The sequence below is a fragment of the Paenibacillus sp. FSL R5-0928 genome (genome assembly GCF_037970385.1).
Taxonomy (GTDB): domain Bacteria; phylum Bacillota; class Bacilli; order Paenibacillales; family Paenibacillaceae; genus Paenibacillus_AQ; species Paenibacillus_AQ odorifer.
In genome coordinates, this window is record NZ_CP150225.1 from 3,626,995 (window position 1) to 3,645,422 (window position 18,428).

Genomic DNA, 18,428 nt, shown 5'->3' on the forward strand with positions numbered 1-18,428 from the left:
GGGCCGGTGAAGAAGCAAAAAAGAAAGGCCAGATTTCTATGGGCAGTTCTGAGTGGAGTACTGCTAGTTTCCGGCTGTTTAAGTAACACAGGGAAAACGGCACAGAACAGTACATCCAATGGGGAAACGAAGCCGGTATGGGACTTTAAATACGATCCGCCTATAACCATCACAACAGGAATCGTGGACGAGAATCGGCCTAACGCATTCAAGCCAGATGAGAGCCTTACAGACAACGTGCACACCCGCTGGATGGAAGATAATCTGGGAATCGTCACGAAGTTTGATTGGATTGTCAGCAAGTTCGAGGATGCAGATACCAAAATTCGGCTGGCGCTGGCTGTGAATGGCAAGCTGCCGGACACCCTTAGCGCTGAAGGAGACATCCTGAAGTATCTGCTGAAAGCCGACAAGCTGCTTCCGCTGGATGATGCCATCGAGAAGTATGCGCATCCTAAGCTAAAAGAAGCGCTCGAGAAGTACGCTTATACTATGGCAGAAGTGACCAAAGACGGCAAGATATATGGACTTCCCCGTTTTAGTGCAGGAGATGAGGGAACGGTCATGTGGATCCGTAAGGATTGGCTTGAGAAACTGTCGCTGAACCCGCCTACGACGATAAGTGAGTTGGAGAACGTGCTGAAGGCATTTTCTGAACAAGATCCTAATGGGAATGGTGAAGATGACGAAGTTGGTCTGGCGGTTCCGCTAAAGGAAGGTCCCTGGAGCTGGATGGGGCAGACAGATGCGATCGCCGGAGCTTTTTCAAGGCAGATGATTAGCACGTCTGACATCAAACTGTTCTGGAATGAGGACGAGAAGGGCAGCTTGATGTTTGGCGCCGTACATCCGGATGCTAAGAAATACCTGGAAACGATGGCGTCCTGGATGGCGAAGGGCTACATGGACAGAGATGCAGGCATGCAGGACCCGAGCCAAGCGTCCGAACTGGCGGTTAACGGAATGGCTGGTGTCATGTTCGGCCCGTTTTGGATGGGAGCCTGGCCGCTCGGCGATACAGTGAAGGTCGACCCGGAAGCGGATTGGGAGGCTTATTCCCTTCCTGCCGGACCGGATGGGTTAAAGGGCAAGGCACAAAAGCCGTTGTACGGTATCTATACGGTGTTCAGCAAGGATTTCACGAATATGGAAGCCTGGTTCGCTTATTATAACAAGTTGCTTGCCAAAAATTTCGGACCGGATGATCCGTACTTCGATCCCCGATTCGCACAAGGGTTTCACGAAGGTTACGATTATGTGATCATGAACGACAAGGTCATTACTGTCAATTTTGCGACTGAAGGCGTGCCGAATGATAAGTGGCCGCTTGCGGACGGGTCTTCAATGGATATGCGCTGGATGCTCTATCCGCTGACAGGTGGCGCTCCAGCCTTGCCTTATATGAATGCGGATGCAATCAGAAAATTATCTGAAAATTCGGAAGCAATAGTGACGACGCCGATCGAACAAGCCATTAAAGGTTTGAATTCGGCTCAACTTACGGCGGCTGGGGTAGCGATTGCCGAGCAGGGACTCGAAATCCCGAACCGGTACCACGGACCTTTAACGGACGGGATGGAGAAACACGGAGTGTTCCTGCAGAAACTCGCAACGGAGAGTTATCTGAGCATCATTTATAGCGAGAAGCCGCTCTCCTACTTTGATGAGTTCGTAGCCCAATTTTACAAGAATGGCGGCGACGTAATCACGAGAGAAGTAAATAATTGGTACATGGAAAACAAGCCATAATATTGTGGCTTGTTTTCTTCTATGTTCCTTTATTTCTTCTATATAACAGGATTAACTTATTGAATTAAAATGATTTTATTAGAAAGCGTTTTCAATAAAAAGAGGTGATGGTATACGAAGCTAATCATAGAGTAACTCTCACAACTAAGTGTAAACTTTCGAACTGAGTTTTGTTTGAAGCGGAGCGAAGCAGTTTATGCTCACAAAACTTTTTAGGAGGAGAGGTAATGAGGAAAAAAGTAAGCGTGTTTCTGGCATTAACTATGTTTGTGACTATCTTTTTTTCAAATCCGATCAAGACTAATGCGGCAACCCCCGAAGCGCCTGCAGGGTGGAGAGACTTACTGGATTACCAAATATTCAGTAATATATCCGACGGCTGGGCAGGAGATAGCGGGTTTGGATTGGAGACGGAGAACAGCAAGCTGCCCATAGATTCTACAGCAATGTACAATGGATTGCCTTCATTATTGTTGAATGCGAAGACGCCTACCAGTCCTTCCTGGTACAACGCTTTAATTACGGTTGCAGGCTGGAAAGCGTATGACTTTACCTCTTATCATCCAAATGGATTCCTTGAGTTTAATATCAAAGGAAATGCGGGCGGAGAGTCCTTTTTACTGGGCTTCAAAGACCGGGTATTCGAAAGAGCTGCCGGCAATGAAATTACCACTACAGTAAACATTAACAACTACGTCAACATTACTACAAGTTGGACCCATGTGAAGATCCCGTTAAAGGATCTAATTCAGGTCTCCCAAGGAATTGATGTATCTTCCATAGATGCATTATCCATAAAGAATAATGGTTTTCAACCTTTAAAAGTCTGGCTTAATGACATTAGGGTTACGTCTCCCGATAAGGAGAAAGAGTACGCACCCATCAAGGTCAATCAATTAGGGTATCCCGTAGATGGAGTAAAGCAAGCGCTCGTAACCGGTTTTGAGGATGTGCTCACGGTCGATGCAGGTACTCCGTTTAACATTATTAACGCCACAAATAATTCCACAGCTTACTCCGGAACGCTTGTACTCACCAAAAATTATGATGCTATCGATAGCGGGGAGCATATTTTCACCGCCGATTTCACGAATTTAACGATTCCGGGAAAATATTATGTTTCAGTGCAGGGTCTCCAGAATTCGCCCAAGTTCACTATCGGCGAAGCTAACGAAATCTATGAACCCTTTTTAAATGACGTAACGAGATACTTCTATTACCAGAGAACCGGGATTAATATTACCAGCCCATACACTCAAAATTATCAAAGAACAGATTTTACTCCTGACACCGCAGTACCTTTAATGTCCAATCCTTCCATCAAAAAAGATGTTTCCAAGGGATGGTATGATGCGGGCGATAAAGGCAAGTACGTTAACGCAGGAGCCAAAGCCTTGTCGGATCTCTTCTGGGCCTATGAAATGATGCCGGAGAAATTTACGGACAATCAATTTAATATTCCTGAGAGCGGAAACGGCATTCCCGACATCCTGGATGAGGCAAGATGGGAACTGGAATGGATGCTCAAAATGCAGGATGCTGCAACTGGCGGTTTCTATGCTCGAGTGACCTTTCAGGATGACGACAATATGGTAGACAGAGAAATTATCGATAAGGATACGGTAAGCTCGCGTACTGATATCAAAACGACCGCCGATACAGCTACCGCAGCCGGTGTATTGGCACATGCCTACTTAATGTATCAGAATATTGATCCGGCTTTTGCCCAAAGTTGCTTGGATGCGGCAATAGACGCATGGGGGTACCTGGAAGCACATCCGGAAAATATTCGGACGCCTAACACGGGCAGATGGCCTTACGATGTGACGGATGACGCTTCGAATCGTCTGTGGGCTGCAGGCTCCCTGTACCGATCGACCGGCGATGCCGAATACAACGATTATTTCCTGGCGAATTACACTGATATGGGAATATTTTTTGACGATACCCTTGATTTCGCCAGTGGTTGGGCAAACACCTGGAATACAGGCTTCTTCAGCTATCTGAAAGCCGCTAATCCGGACTCTGGAGTCTTAAGCTGGTATTCGGATAAATTCCAGCAATGGTTCAATGATAAAGTGAGCAGATACAACGACAGCCCTTGGAAAAGCATCATAAAAGATGGTAACTACTATTGGGGAATCACCATGCAGGTTGCGGACACACCGATGGAAATGATCATCGGTACGAAATTGCTGGGAACTTTTGAGAGCAACCGCGCTATCATTAATGAGATTAACAATAGCCAGTTAGACTGGATTCTGGGGCAGAACCCGGTAGGCGTATCTTTTGTATCAGGTTACGGCGATAACAGCGTGAAATATCCGTTCAGCATCATGTATAGAACGGATGGTTTACCTGGTGTACCTAAGGGATATCTGGTCGGAGGACCGAATAAATACTCCAATGACATAACTGTAGGAAACCAGATATCAAGATTTGCAGCCAAAAACTATACCGATAACTTCCAAGAATGGACTACAAATGAACATACCGTTTATTGGAATTCAGGGTTGGTATTCATCGCCGCATTCGCAACCGGAAATAGCAGCAACTCGACCATTAATCCAACGACTGCTGCCTTTGATAAGAAAACCGCAAATCAAGCTGATATTCCGGTGACCCTAACGTTGAACGGCAACACGCTCACCGACATTAAGAACGGTACGACATCTCTGGTTGTGGACACGGACTATACCGTTTCGGGTAACACGGTCACTCTACACAAGAGCTATCTCGCGCAGCAGCCAATCGGCACGGCGAACCTCACTTTCCAGTTTAACGCCGGTTCATCTGCTACGCTATCCGTTGCTGTGAACGATTCGTCGGTTATTAACTCGACGATCAGTCCGACGACCGCTACCTTTGACAAGCAAACCGCGAATCAGACCGACATTCCGGTGACCTTGACGCTGAACGATAACACACTCATCGGCATTAATAATGGCACGACTGCCCTAGTTGCTGGTACGGACTACACCGTATCAGGCACGACAGTGACGATCCAGAAGGCTTATCTGGCTGCCCAACCGGTGGGAACAACGACACTGACTTTCAACTTTAGCACAGGAGCAAGTGCGAATCTTGCGGTCTCCGTGGTCGATACCCCCTCTACCGGAAGTGGTTCTATCACAGTGCAGCAGTACAATTCTCCTGTTACGGCAACGAGCAATTCGTTGAGCCCACGGATAAAGCTGAAGAACACCAGTACAACTGCCATCAATCTGTCCGACGTGAAGCTTCATTATTATTATACGATCGATGGGGAGAAGGACCAGAATTTCTGGTGCGATTGGTCCACTGTCGGCAGTAGCAACGTAACTGGCGCCTTCGTCAAGTTGCCGGCTCCTTTGACAGGAGCTGATCATTATCTGGAAATCGGCTTTACGAGCGGAGCTGGAAGTTTGGCTGCTGGAGACAGCATTGAGCTTCAGATCCGCATGAACAAGACCGATTGGACGAACTACACGCAGACGGGCGATTACTCCTTCGATCCGACCGATTCGACTTACACCGATTGGAGTCATACAACTGGCTATGTCGCAGGCGCTCTTCAGTGGGGAACAGAACCTCAATAAGTAACGTCACAATTGCCATTACGGCTCAATAGCGAAAACCTGAACTCCCCATTACCGCCTAAACAACGGTGTGGGGAGTGTGTAAGACAGTGAAAGGAGTGCAACAACTCTATTGAAAGCTATGCCACTTCCTACAAATAGGAAACCGATACGTACTGTACGTAATTTTTCCATCGTGAAGAATCTTCGTACTTACTGGATGTTCTACGCAATGATGCTGCCGGGAATCGTTCTGCTTGTAATAAATAACTACATCCCTTTGTTCGGGATCGTAATTGCCTTTAAAACAATTAACTACCAGGACGGTATCCTTGGAAGCCCCTGGACAGGGATGAAAAATTTCGAATACCTGTTTGCCTCGAAGGATTCGTACATCATCATTCGCAACACATTGCTTTATAACTCGCTGTTTATTGTATTGAACATGGCGCTTCCACTGGGGTTCGCCTTGATGCTTAACGAGATGAAGAATCGCTTCCTCTCGAAGCTACACCAAACGATCATGTTCCTGCCATACTTCCTGTCGATGATCGTCATCTCGTACTTGGTGTATGGGTTCATGAGCGACGAGCGAGGATACTTCAACGGCACATTGCTGCCGGCGCTTGGTCTTGATTCCGTACGCTGGTACTTCACGAAAGAAGTGTGGCCGATCGTCTTGCCGATCATTAACACGTGGAAAAACATGGGGTACTACACGGTTGTGTACATGGCAGCAATCATTGGTATCGACGAGGAGTACTACGAAGCCGCGACGATAGACGGGGCGAACAAGTGGCAACAGATCAAGAAAATCACGATTCCCTTGATCATGCCTGTCCTCACGATTATGACTTTGCTGCAGGTTGGCCGGATCTTCAATGCTGACTTTGGCCTATTCTTCCAAGTGCCGCGTGAATCGGGGGCATTGTTCCCTGTGACAAACGTTATCGATACCTATGTCTACCGCACCTTCCTGACCGTTGGGGATATCGGACTTTCCTCAGCAGCAGGCCTGTTCCAATCAGTAGTTGGTTTCATCTTGGTTTTTGTATCTAATTGGGTCGTTCGCCGCTTTAATCGCGAGAACGCGCTGTTCTAAGAGAGGAGCCCTTATGACCAATACAAAGAGTAAATCCTTATCTGGGTCCAATCCAAAGAATCAGCTGTCGGGATGGGCGTCAACCCTCATCAACATCTTCTTCGTCATCTATTCGGCGCTCTGTATCCTACCGCTTTTGCTGATTCTTTCGGTATCGTTCTCCGATGAGCAGTCCGTTATGACACACGGATATCGATTTATGCCCGAAAATTTCAATCTGGCAGCCTATCGATTCCTAATGAAAGATATCAGTCAAATCGTTCATTCCTATGGAATCTCACTAACTGTCACGGTGATCGGCACGATACTAAGCGTCATCATAATAGCACTGTATGCGTACCCCATTTCCCGGAATAATTTCCCACAGGCTAAGTATTTTACATTTTTTGTTTTTCTAACGATGCTGATTTCCGGCGGCTTAGTCCCTTGGTACTTGGTATACGTACAGATGCTGGAATTAAAAGATACACTTTGGGCACTGATCATGCCGCTGATCATGTCCGCATTCTGGGTACTGATCATGCGCACTTTCTTTAAGGAGACCGTACCTGAAGCTGTGCTGGAGTCAGCCAAAATAGATGGGGCAGGGGAGCTACGGATATTTATCCGAATTGTATTGCCCTTATCTCTGCCGGTTCTGGCAACCGTAGCACTGTTCCAAACACTGACATACTGGAACGACTGGTTCCTAAGCCTAATGTTTATTACAGACAACCACAATATATCCGTGCAGTACTTTCTTTACAAGATGATGGTCAACATCCAGTACTTATCCAGTAACCCGAACGCGATGGCTGAAATTACCCGAGCTGGCGGAATGATTAACTTCCCAAGTGAAACCGTGCGTATGGCGATGGTGGTTGTAGGTGTTGGACCTATTGTATTTGCTTACCCGTTCTTCCAGAAATACTTTATTAGAGGACTGACAGTAGGCTCCGTTAAAGGCTAAGATTGCCGATCACTTACGTGGGCACGGAAACGGCTAAAACCAGTATATGGTTTAGCATATCATTCTATTTTACGGGGGGATTACTTGAAAATGAAGGATACGAAAAGCAAGGCTTCACTGCTTCTCACACTAATGCTTATTTCAGCAGTAGCCACTACGGCTTGCGGAAATTCAACCAACTCGAACAATGCTACACCGGATAATGCCGGAAAAGAAAGCGCCACACCGAGCTCATCAGCGAATTCAACAACCGATAACAAATCCAATGAGCCCTCGAAGCTGGAGCCCTATAAACTAAAGCTGGTCTACGAAGGAGCTCCGCAGGCGGACGAGGCTATCGTCGAGGAAGCGCTGAACAAGATCTTGACTGAAAAAATCAACGCGACGGTAGATATCGCACCAATCGATTGGGGAGCATGGGATGATAAGACTAACCTCATTATCGCTTCTCGAGAGCCCGTAGACATTCTATTTACAGCCTCATGGAACGGGTATGCAAAGAACGTTGCCAAAGGTGCATACTTAGATCTCGGTCCCTTGCTCGATCAGTATGGCCAGGGCATTAAGGATAGCTTGGATCCAGCTTTTCTCGATGGCTCCAAAATCGGCGGCAAAAATTATGCAGTCCCTACTAATAAAGAATTGGCATCGTCAGGGGGCATTGTGTACCGGAAGGACATTGCCGATGAACTCGGCATCGACATGAGTAAAGTGCAAAAAATCGAAGATTTAGATGCCGTTTATAAGATCGTTAAAGAGAAGAAGCCAACCATGTATCCGCTGTATACAACGGGTGGCACGTTCGCCTCTCACTCCTTTGTGGAATTGGATTTTTTAGGTGATACGACGATACCTGGCGCTATCGATAAGAATGGCACGGAAGCGACAGTCAAACCGGCCGAAGAGTATCCCCAATACTTAAATGCATTAAAAGTAACCCGTGATTTCTTCCAGAAGGGGTATCTTAACAAAGATGCGGCCACTTCCCAAACGTCATCCCTTGATGCTTATAAGACGGGCAACGTATTCTCCACCGTAGAGCCTCTCAAGCCAGGCAAAGCAGAGGAAATCGCATCCGCGACAGGACTTGATGGCAAGCTTGCACAAATTACTTTGACAGGTAAAACGGTCGCCACATCGGAGACTACCGGCGCCATGTTAGCCATCTCATCAACGTCTAAGAACCCGGAACGCGCCATGATGCTGATTAACCTGCTTCATACAGATCAAGAGATTATTAATCTGCTTAACTTCGGTATTGAAGGTACACATTTCACACTTAATGGTAATGTTATGACGCAGACGGAGAAGTCAGGACAGTACGCACCGGGCGTCGCTTGGGAGCTGGGAAATCAATTCCTGAACTATGTCTGGAGCTCGGAAGCTCCTGACAAGTGGGAGCAGTTCAAAAAGTTCAACGAAGGGGCCAAATCGTCACCGGCGCTGGGCTTCACCTTTGACAGTGAGCCAGTCAAATCAGAAGTTGGAGCACTAGCAAACGTCCTAAGAGAATATCAGAAGATGCTTGAGACAGGCTCGGTTGATCTGGACAAAGAATTGCCAAAATTTATCGCCGCCCAAAAATCGGCCGGACTAGATAAAGTCATTGCTGAAAAGCAAAAACAGCTTGATGAATTCCTTGCCAGTAGGTAATATGCGTTCATAGCGAATAAAGGACCTACTTATTGTTCTGGATAAGAACAATGAGTAGGTCCTTTTGACTTTTGCTATATAATTCATAGTTCAACTAGGATTTAAGAGGCTTGATCAAATTGGCTATTATAAAGCTCAGCATAGAAACCATTTTTGGCAAGTAGTTCTTCGTGGCTGCCGCTTTCCAGGATATCGCCTTCCTTCAAAACCAGAATCACATCGGCGTTCTTAATGGTTGAGAGTCTATGCGCAATCACAAAGGAGGTTCTTCCTTCCATAAGCTTATCCATTGCCTGCTGAATCAAGAGCTCTGTTCTTGTATCGACTGAGCTTGTAGCTTCATCGAGGATGAGCATTGGAGCATTCTTGAGCATCGCGCGGGCGATGGTAAGCTGTTGCTTTTGGCCGGTGGATAAATTAACCTTGTCATTTAGTATGGTATTGTAACCGGCACTTAAGGTCTGAATGAAATGATGCAAGCCTACCGACTTACAAGCATCTTCAACTTCTTTATCGGTTACACCTGTTTTGTTGTACACCAGATTTTCCCTGATAGTGCCCTCAAAAAGCCAGGTGTCCTGCAAGACCATACAGAATAGATCATGGATGTTTTCTCTTGTTAAGCTGCTGATGGGGGTATCATCAATATAAATCTCTCCGCCCTTTAATTCATTAAACCGTATTAGAAGATTTATCAGTGTAGTTTTACCTGCGCCGGTAGGGCCGACTATAGCAATTTTTTGCCCAGGCTTAATCTCTGCAGAAAAATCTTTAATCACAAGTTTATCTGAATTTTCATAAGCAAATTGCACATGTTCAAAATCCACTTTGCCCGCTGCAGTTTTAAGATGTCTTTCTTTATGACTTTCATTGTCCATTTCATCAGCATCGAGGAACTCAAAGACACGTTTGCTTGCTGCGGAAGCTGATTGCAGACTTTGTGCGGCTTGAGCAATCTGAGAGAGCGGTTGTGTAAAGTAACGGACATACAGTATAAAGGCAACAATGACCCCAAAGGATATCGTTCCGTTCATAGCAAGTACAGCACCAACGACACAAACGGCCACAAAACCTAGATTGCCTATAAACATCATAATCGGCATCATAAGACCGGAGAGGAACTGCGCTTTAAATGCACTATCTTTAAGATTCATATTCAGGGATTCAAATGTATTGCGCATTTGTGATTCACCATTGTAAGCTTTCACTACAGTATGTCCTGTATATACTTCCTCCACATGACCATTGATTTTCCCTAAGTATTCTTGCTGACTTTGAAAATACTTTTGGGATTTTTTCATAATTGCCGCTATGAGGCCAAAGCCAATGATAGTTGCAACAACCGCCGTAATAGTCATGATCACATTTGTTTTGAACATCATGATGATGGATCCCGTAAAGAGGGCAAGGGCAGTTACCAGTGTGCCGACACTTTGGTTTAAAGCTTGCCCGATCGTATCCACATCGTTGGTAACCCGGGACAGAATGTCACCGGTTGTAGAATTATTATAATAAGAAATCGGAAGTTTGTTCATTTTGCGTGAGAGATCGGCTCTTAAGTTTTTGGAGACCTTTTGCGTAACTGCGGACATAATTAATCCTTGTACCAAAGATAACACAGCGCTAAGGATATAGATAAATACAAGGAAAAGGCCGATAGAAGTTACTGCTTCCATATCAATTCCGGTGACGAGGCCCGCCGTGATCAAGTCTGTCATCTCCGAAAGCTTATCCGGTCCAAGCAAAGTCAGAACCGTACCGATTGCTGCACTAATAATAGCTATAAGGACTACAGGGATATATTTTCTGCAATAGTGGAGAAGTTTGCTCCACGTGTTGAGTTGCTCTTTGCTTTTGTTCATTAAGCTAGCTCCTCCTTTGAAAGTTGTGAGTAAGCAATCTCTTGGTAGACATCACAGGTCTGCATCAATTCATCATGTGTTCCCATGCCTGCCATTCGTCCGGCTTCCAGTACAATGATTTTATCTGCGTCTTTGATTGTACCGATCCGCTGCGCAACGATTAGTATCGTCGTACCGCTAGATTTCTTCTTCAATTCACTACGCAATTTGCGATCCGTCTTATAATCAAGCGCTGAGAAGGAATCGTCGAAGATCAATATTTCAGGACGACGGGCAATGGCTCGGGCAATGGAAAGACGTTGCTTTTGACCGCCAGACAAGTTCGTACCGCCTTGAGAGACATGAGCCTCGTAGCTTCCTTCCATCTTTTCAACAAAATCTGAAGCTTGAGAGGTGTAAATGGCATCTACAACATCAGAGGACAGATCACTGCCATTGTCGCCAAAAGCAACATTAGAGCTCACCGTGCCGCCAAACAAAATCGCTTTCTGAGATACATATCCCATTTTATTGCGCAGTGCAGTTTGCTCATATTGGTTAACATTAATACCGTCCACCAACACTTCACCTGCTGTAGCATCATAAAAGCGAGGGATCAGGTTCACTACAGTACTTTTTCCGCATCCGGTTGAACCGATGAAGGCCACAGTTTCTCCTTTTTTCACCGTAAAGCTGATATCCTCAATAACGTATTCTTCTGCATCCGGATATTTAAAGCTGACTTTTTTGAATTCGACTTCACCCAACCGATTTGTCTTGGAGGTAGTAAGTGATCCGTTCTCTAAGCTTGGCTTAGTATCCAACACTTCATTGATTCTTTTAGCGGATACATGGGCACGAGGCATCAGGATAAAAATCATGATCAGCATCATGAATGCCATAACCACCTGCATCGCATAGGATGAGAAGACAATCATATCTGAAAATAAGCCCATCTTCGCCGTACCATTGGCATTTTGAATTAAAATAGCACCAATCCAATATATTGCGAGACTTAAACCGCTCATAATGAGAGAAATACTTGGCATCATCATGGACAGTACATTGTTGGCAAATAAATTCGTTCGGGTAAGCTCGCTGTTGGCTACGCTAAATTTATCTTCCTGGTAACTTTCCGCATTATAAGCACGAATGACACGAAGGCCTGTAAGATTCTCTCTTGCAACACGATTAAGATTATCAGTCAGTTGCTGCAATTTTTGGAATTTCGGAAGCACAAGCACGATCACTATGCCGACAATAAGAATCAATACCCCAATGGCGACACCGGTAGCAAGCGACCACTGCCAACTCTTGCCTGTAATTTTGAGCATTGCCCAAACGGCAAGGATGGGAGCCTTCACCAGCAGTTGCAGACCAATGACAATCAGCATTTGCACTTGCGTAATGTCATTCGTCGAACGGGTAATTAAACTAGCTGTAGAGAAGTTGTTGATTTCTTCCATAGAAAAAGATTGTACCTTATCAAACAATTTGGAGCGTAATCTTGAAGAGAAGTTAGCGGCAATTTTAGCGGCGATCCCTGCCACTATGATTGATGTAGCTAAGCTGCCGAGAGCACAGAGCAACATCCAGCCTCCGGCTGCAATGATTTCGCTCATTTCACTTCCTGGTATCTGTACAAGACGAGTAATCTCGCTCATATAACCGGGCAATTCCAGATCCAGCCATACCTGTGTGACAATGAACAGGATGCTGATACCGATTAGGGTCCATTCCTTCGGTTTTAAGTACTTAAGTATAGTTACCATACATCTGACTCCTTTATGTGGCGTTGCTTAAATGATAACGAAAGAAGATAAACTGAAAGTTAACTTTTCTGAAAAATGAAAAAACCCTGAAAGAACGATGAGGTTCTCCAGGGCTCGTACTACATTCCAATCGGAATCGTAACTGTAAATGTGGCTCCTTGTAATGGAATGCTTTCGCAAGAAATGGTTCCATTGTGTAGATGAATGATTTTTTTAACAATTGCTAATCCAAGTCCATTGCCCGCAGTCGAATGGGAAGTATCCTGCTGATAAAATTTATCGAATATCTTGGGAAGAGCCTCAGGATGAATACCGCTTCCGCAGTCACGAACTAGAATCACCACGTTATCTTCGTTTCTCTTCATGTTAACTTCAATTTCGCCATGTTCAGGAGTGAATTTGATCGCGTTATCCAATAAATTTAACCAAACTTGATTTAAAAGCTCTTTATTGCCGGAGAGTTCATAATCCTGAATATTAACGTTCAGCTTCAGGTGCTTCTTCTCAAATTTAGCAGCTAGCAAAAGCACAGATTGGCGAATTTGTTCCCCAACATTAAACCTCATTTTGTTTGTCAGAATCTTTTGCGTCTCAACTTGTGTCAGCTCCAGTACATTCGAAGCAAGGGAGGCAAGTCTGGTCGATTCCTCAATGACAATATCTAGATATTCATTCCGTTCTTCTTTGGTAAGATCATCGTTCTTTAAGACTTCGGCAAATCCCTTGATAGATACAATCGGTGTTTTGAATTCATGGGAAAAATTATTCACAAAATCGGTTCGCAGAATTTCAATACCCCCAAGCTCTTCAGCCATCCGGTTAAAGTTCTCTGATAGAATTTCAAACTCCGGCGGGCTTTTGAGCTGAAGCCGCATGGAGAAGTCACCGCTGGCAAGACGCTCTGTGGCCTCAATAAATAACCGGATGGATTTTACCATTTTCCGGCTTGTGATGGCTGATATCGTGGTACCGATAATTGTACAAGCGATTAATACCATTATGGGTAGTACGAATCCATCCTGGGCAAGCTCTTCGTTCAACAAACCAAAAACCTGTGCGAGAAAGAAGAGTAGTCCTGTAATCACAACGGTAATAAGAAAGATGAAAAATATGATAAGAGAAAAATAGATGGGAAGGCTGATTCTGTTGCTGAGCTTGTTACTTATTTTGCTCACTGGCTTCGCACCGCCTTGTATCCAAGACCTCTGACGGAAACCAGTTCAAACTCTGGATAAGCGTCAAACCGTTTCCGCAGGCGATTGATATGTACATTAACGGTTGTATCCGTACTTTCACTTTCCATGCCCCATATTTCGTCCATAAGCTGGATACGGGTGAATATCCGTTCCGGATAAGATAATAGCTTATACAACAAATAGAACTCTTTTTGCGGAAGCGTTTGTTTCTCGTCCTCCCGGGTTACTGTCAATGCGTCATAATCAAGGATCACTTTACCCACTACTAATTTACGGGCACTTGCGATTTGCGAACGGCGAAGCAGCGCTTGGATTCTGAGCAGCATTTCTTCGGTATCAATCGGTTTGGTCATATAATCATCGGTTCCAATCCGGAACCCCTTTTTCTTATCTTCAGGCAGCTGTTTTGCTGTAGCCATGAGAATAGGGATTAAGCTATCAGCAGCTCTTACTTCCTTGGCGAATTCATAACCATCCATATTAGGCATCATGATATCCAGAATGATTAGATCAATATGCTGTGAATCAAGGACCTCCAAAGCTTTAACTCCATCTTCGGCAGTTACAACATCATATCCTTCGCGTTTCAGAACAGCTTCAAGAAGTCTTCTTACATGCTTATCATCTTCAACTACGAGTATGTTAATCATTACTGTTCACTCCAATAGTAGGTTTGTATCCATTATTACCTGTGGGGAATTTGTTTTAAAGGGAGCAGAATCAATATTTATCTAATCTTAAGATTCGGTTTGAAATCCTTGTAGTCGCTATAAAGTGACTCATATATCTGTCTATTCGTTAAAATGAGAGGAATAGGCAATGATTTAATACTATTATGATATCTGTTTTGTGAAAAATTGTTGCATACTAAAATAGTACCCAAACTAATTTAGCTGGATTAACGTGCTGAAAATAATGCAGACTACGTCGAACGTTGAACTTTGACTGAACTTCATGCGAAAGGAAGATCACAGATGCAAATGCGTAAATTAGGAAATAGTGGCTTGGAAGTTTCGGCAATAGGGCTTGGCTGTATGGGAATGGATCATGCCTATGGAAAGCCAGCAGATCGTAATGAAATGGTTAAATTAATTCGCAGAGCAGTTGAACTAGGATGTAATTTCTTTGATACTGCTGCTTTTTATGGACAATCCAATGAGGAATTAGTAGGCGAAGCTCTTGCACCACAAAGAGATCAAGTTGTGATTGCAACTAAATTTGGAATTTTAGGACAAGAAGCTGTAGACGGTCAACCTCAACTTATTTTAAATAGCACACCAGGTTCTATTCGTGAGCAAATAGAAGGTTCATTAAACAGGCTGAGGGTCAATTGCATTGATTTATATTATCAGCACCGAGTGGATCCGAATGTCGAACCTGAAGCTGTCGCAGAAACAATGAAAGATTTAATAGCTGAAGGGAAGATTAAAACATGGGGAGTCTCAAATGCACCGATTGACTATATGAAACGAGCACATGCTGTATGTTCGATTACTGCAACCCAAAATCAGTACTCCATGATGTGGCGTGAACCGGAAAAAGAGTTGTTTGAACTATGTGAAGAGTTAGGAATTGCTTTTGTTGCTTACAGCCCATTAGGAAATGGTTTCTTAAGTGGTAAATATACTAAGGAAACCAAATATGATGAAGATGACTATCGAAGTTTCTTGGGAAGATTCAAACCTGATGTGATTGATCATAACCAAGTGTTATTAGATTTAATTACTCAAGTTGCAGAAAGTAAAAATGCAACACCGGCTCAAGTCGTATTAGCGTGGGAATTAGCTCAAAAACCATATATCATTCCAATTCCAGGCACTACAAAATTAAACAGATTAGAAGAAAACCTATATGGAGCTGATCTGAAATTAACAAAGGAAGATGTAGATAGACTAAATGAAGCTTTGTCTAAAATGGAAATTGATAGTACACACTTCTAACTAGAGGTGTATCATCAACTAATAGGAGGATTTTTTATGCAAAAAGTTATTTTGAACAATGGTGTTGAAATGCCGATACTTGGTTTTGGAGTTTTTCAAATTCAAGATGAAGCTGAATGTGAACAAGCTGTTTACGATGCGATCATGTCAGGTTATCGACTGATAGATACCGCAGCCTCTTACCTAAACGAAGAAGCGGTGGGAAGAGCCATCAAACGGAGTGGAGTACCAAGAGAGGATCTATTTATTACTACGAAATTATGGGTTCAAGATACCGGATACGAACGTACAAAGGAAGCATTTGAAAAATCCCTTTCAAGATTGCAACTTGATTATTTGGATTTGTATTTAATTCATCAGCCCTTTGGCGACGTGCATGGTTCTTGGCGGGCGCTGGAGGAATTGTACCGTGAAGGAAAAATCAGAGCGATTGGCGTAAGTAACTTCCAGAACGATCGTCTGATTGATTTGATTATTCATAATGAAGTAACACCTGCCGTTAATCAAGTTGAGACACATCCATTCTGTCAACAAATTGAAAGTGCTGCATTCATGAAAGAAAACAATGTTCAGATCGAATCATGGGGTCCATTTGCTGAAGGTAAAAACAACATGTTCCAGAACGAAGTATTAGTAACAATAGCTCAAAAATATAATAAATCTGTTGCCCAAGTAGTTTTACGCTGGTTGACGCAAAGAGGAGTTGTTGTGATTCCAAAGTCTGTCCGGAAAGAAAGAATAATTGAAAACTTTAATATCTTTGACTTTGAATTAAATTCAGAGGATATAGAACAAATTGCGCTGTTAGACACAAAAGAGAGTTTGTTCTTTTCACATAGAGATCCTGTAATGGTAAAAGCGTTAAGTACTAGGAAGCTGGATATCTAATTTTTCTTAGGATCTTATTGGTTTTGATAAAAGATGGGTTAACAATAATTAAGGGGTTAACCCGTCTTTTATTTATAAGAACACCCTTAGACTTGTACAGTTCATTCTAATTTGGAGGTTTAAGAATAAAGGCAGCTAAAATTTGTGAATATCGCATTATAATCTTGGTCTTCTCCAGTGGCGTACAAACCAATAAGCACACCTGTGAATCCTCCGGCTATTTCAGAGGATAGATATTTGGTTTGCGCAGCTCCGAGTAAGATCTCAGTACCGTCTACCTGGATATAAAAGTGATAATGCGTTGGACTGCTTTTGACAACTAATGAAGCATGGTTACATTGACCTATATTTTTTGTTTTTTCAATGGATTTGATATCTCCGATATTCAGCCGTTCGATAATCTCATAACTCTCTGGATGTTTACGCAAGGCCAAGTCATAATGGTGATTTTCGTCCATGTAAAGTGTAATTCCGGCTTCACCATTCGTAAGGCTGACTTGGCACGAAATAATTGCGTTAAAATCTTTTTGACGAATACCAATAAATGTCGGAGTAGCCGGGATATCTAACGTTACTGCAGTTCCTTTAAGCTTTATTTTATCAGCTTCTAACCGATAATTTTCTGTAACCGGGTGACGCAGGTAACACCAGTCCAAATTCCAATCTGTGTTCTCGAACGTATAGACTTCTTTCTCCTGCTGAATGACTGTGTCCGCAATACGATCAGTCTCGAAACTTATTAGAGTGGTACCTTCATGACCTGCTGTAAACCATCCATCCTCGCCAAAGGTAATCGGAGTTAGAAAAACCTCACGCCCCAAATGGTGATAGGTAAGATACTGGCCAGTCTGCCGGAATCCAAGATGTAACAGCCACCAATCCCCCTCATGATCTTGTACCAAATCTCCGTGACCAACACCCTGAAGCTCGTAACCGCCTAAATTTCGATTAGTCAATACGGGGTTATGCGGATAGGCTTCGAATGGGCCAGCAGGAGAATTGCCCCTTGCATAAGTGACCATATGCCCATATTCGGTTCCGCCCTCAGCTGCTAGCAGATAGTATTGTTCATTAATTTTGTATAAATGAGGACTCTCCAAATAACGCCCACCGGATCCTTGCCAGATTGAACGGCTTGGCGACAGCTTCTGCCCAGTTTCAATTTCAATTTCACATTGGATTATACCATTAACTCCGTAATCGTCTGTCCCATTACTCATGAAATACGTTTTGCCGTCTTCAAAATACAAGTCCGGATCAATACCGCCTTGATCTACATTAATCGGATCAGACCATTCGCCGTAAATATTGTCAGTCCAGACATAGAAGTTCTGGCGCAAAGTGTCATTAGTGGTCGTCATGTAGAATCGTCCATTATTGTACCGCAGGGTGGGGGCGAATACACCACCGGAGCTGTCCACAGTATCCAGTTGAATCTGGTTCTTTCGGGTTAAGCAATGACCGATTTGGGTCCAATTAATTAAATCTTTGCTTTCAAAAATCGGAACACCGGGAAAATACTGAAAGGAACTGCAGACCAAATAATAAGTGTCTTCAACTTTACATGCGCTGGGATCAGGATAAAACCCTTTGATGACCGGATTATTGTATTTCATTTCTCCACCTCATTAATAAATTTATATAAATATGAATTCAATATATTTAACTACTAAGAAAATTAAACACTATTGCTTATGGGTTTTCAATGAATCGGGGTTGAAGATATACGTTATATTTATTAAATTAATATATATGTAATTTCAATAAGCACAGGTCAGGTG

12 protein-coding genes are annotated in these 18,428 nt (G+C 43.7%); 7 read left to right on the plus strand and 5 right to left on the minus strand.

Annotated elements, in window-relative coordinates:
- Positions 1-6: 6 nt before the first annotated feature.
- From MKZ16_RS16300 to MKZ16_RS16320, 5 genes are all read left to right on the plus strand, one after another.
- Positions 7-1,749 carry an extracellular solute-binding protein gene (locus MKZ16_RS16300; protein ID WP_076105743.1) on the plus strand — a complete coding sequence of 581 codons (1,743 nt, stop codon included), beginning with the start codon at positions 7-9 and terminating at the stop codon, positions 1,747-1,749.
- A 227-nt stretch (positions 1,750-1,976) separates the two neighbouring features.
- Entirely contained in the window at positions 1,977-5,327 is a 3,351-nt protein-coding gene (locus MKZ16_RS16305; RefSeq protein WP_076105744.1) for a glycoside hydrolase family 9 protein, read from the plus strand.
- A 121-nt stretch (positions 5,328-5,448) separates the two neighbouring features.
- A complete protein-coding gene (locus MKZ16_RS16310; protein WP_038574490.1) occupies positions 5,449-6,408 on the plus strand; it encodes an ABC transporter permease subunit in 960 nt (319 codons plus the stop codon).
- A 13-nt stretch (positions 6,409-6,421) separates the two neighbouring features.
- Complete coding sequence (locus MKZ16_RS16315) at positions 6,422-7,357, plus strand: carbohydrate ABC transporter permease (RefSeq protein WP_038571187.1); 936 nt, start codon at positions 6,422-6,424, stop codon at positions 7,355-7,357.
- Between the two features lie 90 nt (positions 7,358-7,447).
- Positions 7,448-9,010 carry an ABC transporter substrate-binding protein gene (locus tag MKZ16_RS16320; RefSeq protein ID WP_076105745.1) on the plus strand — a complete coding sequence of 521 codons (1,563 nt, stop codon included), beginning with the start codon at positions 7,448-7,450 and terminating at the stop codon, positions 9,008-9,010.
- A 101-nt stretch (positions 9,011-9,111) separates the two neighbouring features.
- Here the strand turns inward: MKZ16_RS16320 and MKZ16_RS16325 are convergent, their stop codons facing one another.
- The 4 genes from MKZ16_RS16325 to MKZ16_RS16340 form a co-directional block, all read right to left on the minus strand.
- Positions 9,112-10,872, minus strand: coding sequence for an ABC transporter ATP-binding protein (locus tag MKZ16_RS16325; RefSeq protein ID WP_076105746.1), 1,761 nt, complete (start codon positions 10,870-10,872; stop codon positions 9,112-9,114).
- Positions 10,872-12,623, minus strand: coding sequence for an ABC transporter ATP-binding protein (locus MKZ16_RS16330; RefSeq protein WP_076105747.1), 1,752 nt, complete (start codon positions 12,621-12,623; stop codon positions 10,872-10,874). Before MKZ16_RS16330 ends, MKZ16_RS16325 begins: the two co-directional genes overlap by 1 nt.
- A gap of 119 nt (positions 12,624-12,742) precedes the next feature.
- Positions 12,743-13,798: a HAMP domain-containing sensor histidine kinase gene (locus MKZ16_RS16335; protein ID WP_080742500.1), complete on the minus strand. Its 1,056-nt coding sequence runs from the start codon at positions 13,796-13,798 to the stop codon at positions 12,743-12,745.
- On the minus strand, positions 13,795-14,469 hold the full coding sequence (locus MKZ16_RS16340; RefSeq protein ID WP_076105748.1) for a response regulator transcription factor: 675 nt from the start codon (positions 14,467-14,469) through the stop codon (positions 13,795-13,797). Before MKZ16_RS16340 ends, MKZ16_RS16335 begins: the two co-directional genes overlap by 4 nt.
- 324 nt (positions 14,470-14,793) lie before the next feature.
- Between MKZ16_RS16340 and MKZ16_RS16345 the strand changes: the two genes are divergently transcribed.
- A complete protein-coding gene (locus MKZ16_RS16345) occupies positions 14,794-15,759 on the plus strand; it encodes an aldo/keto reductase (RefSeq protein ID WP_076105749.1) in 966 nt (321 codons plus the stop codon).
- Positions 15,760-15,795: 36 nt separating this feature from the next.
- Positions 15,796-16,647: an aldo/keto reductase gene (locus tag MKZ16_RS16350; protein ID WP_076105750.1), complete on the plus strand. Its 852-nt coding sequence runs from the start codon at positions 15,796-15,798 to the stop codon at positions 16,645-16,647.
- A 119-nt stretch (positions 16,648-16,766) separates the two neighbouring features.
- Here the strand turns inward: MKZ16_RS16350 and MKZ16_RS16355 are convergent, their stop codons facing one another.
- On the minus strand, positions 16,767-18,263 hold the full coding sequence (locus tag MKZ16_RS16355; protein WP_076105752.1) for a glycoside hydrolase family 43 protein: 1,497 nt from the start codon (positions 18,261-18,263) through the stop codon (positions 16,767-16,769).
- Between the last annotated feature and the right edge of the window lie 165 nt (positions 18,264-18,428).

What these genes read in the sequence shown, in the direction of transcription:
- MKZ16_RS16345 (WP_076105749.1), top strand. Translation starts at nt 14,794, where the DNA reads ATGCAAATGCGTAAATTAGGAAATAGTGGCTTGGAAGTTTCGGCAATA.
- MKZ16_RS16355 (WP_076105752.1), bottom strand. Translation starts at nt 18,263, where the DNA reads ATGAAATACAATAATCCGGTCATCAAAGGGTTTTATCCTGATCCCAGC.
- MKZ16_RS16350 (WP_076105750.1), top strand. Translation starts at nt 15,796, where the DNA reads ATGCAAAAAGTTATTTTGAACAATGGTGTTGAAATGCCGATACTTGGT.
- MKZ16_RS16325 (WP_076105746.1), bottom strand. Translation starts at nt 10,872, where the DNA reads ATGAACAAAAGCAAAGAGCAACTCAACACGTGGAGCAAACTTCTCCAC.
- MKZ16_RS16320 (WP_076105745.1), top strand. Translation starts at nt 7,448, where the DNA reads ATGAAGGATACGAAAAGCAAGGCTTCACTGCTTCTCACACTAATGCTT.
- MKZ16_RS16305 (WP_076105744.1), top strand. Translation starts at nt 1,977, where the DNA reads ATGAGGAAAAAAGTAAGCGTGTTTCTGGCATTAACTATGTTTGTGACT.
- MKZ16_RS16340 (WP_076105748.1), bottom strand. Translation starts at nt 14,469, where the DNA reads ATGATTAACATACTCGTAGTTGAAGATGATAAGCATGTAAGAAGACTT.
- MKZ16_RS16330 (WP_076105747.1), bottom strand. Translation starts at nt 12,623, where the DNA reads ATGGTAACTATACTTAAGTACTTAAAACCGAAGGAATGGACCCTAATC.
- MKZ16_RS16310 (WP_038574490.1), top strand. Translation starts at nt 5,449, where the DNA reads ATGCCACTTCCTACAAATAGGAAACCGATACGTACTGTACGTAATTTT.
- MKZ16_RS16315 (WP_038571187.1), top strand. Translation starts at nt 6,422, where the DNA reads ATGACCAATACAAAGAGTAAATCCTTATCTGGGTCCAATCCAAAGAAT.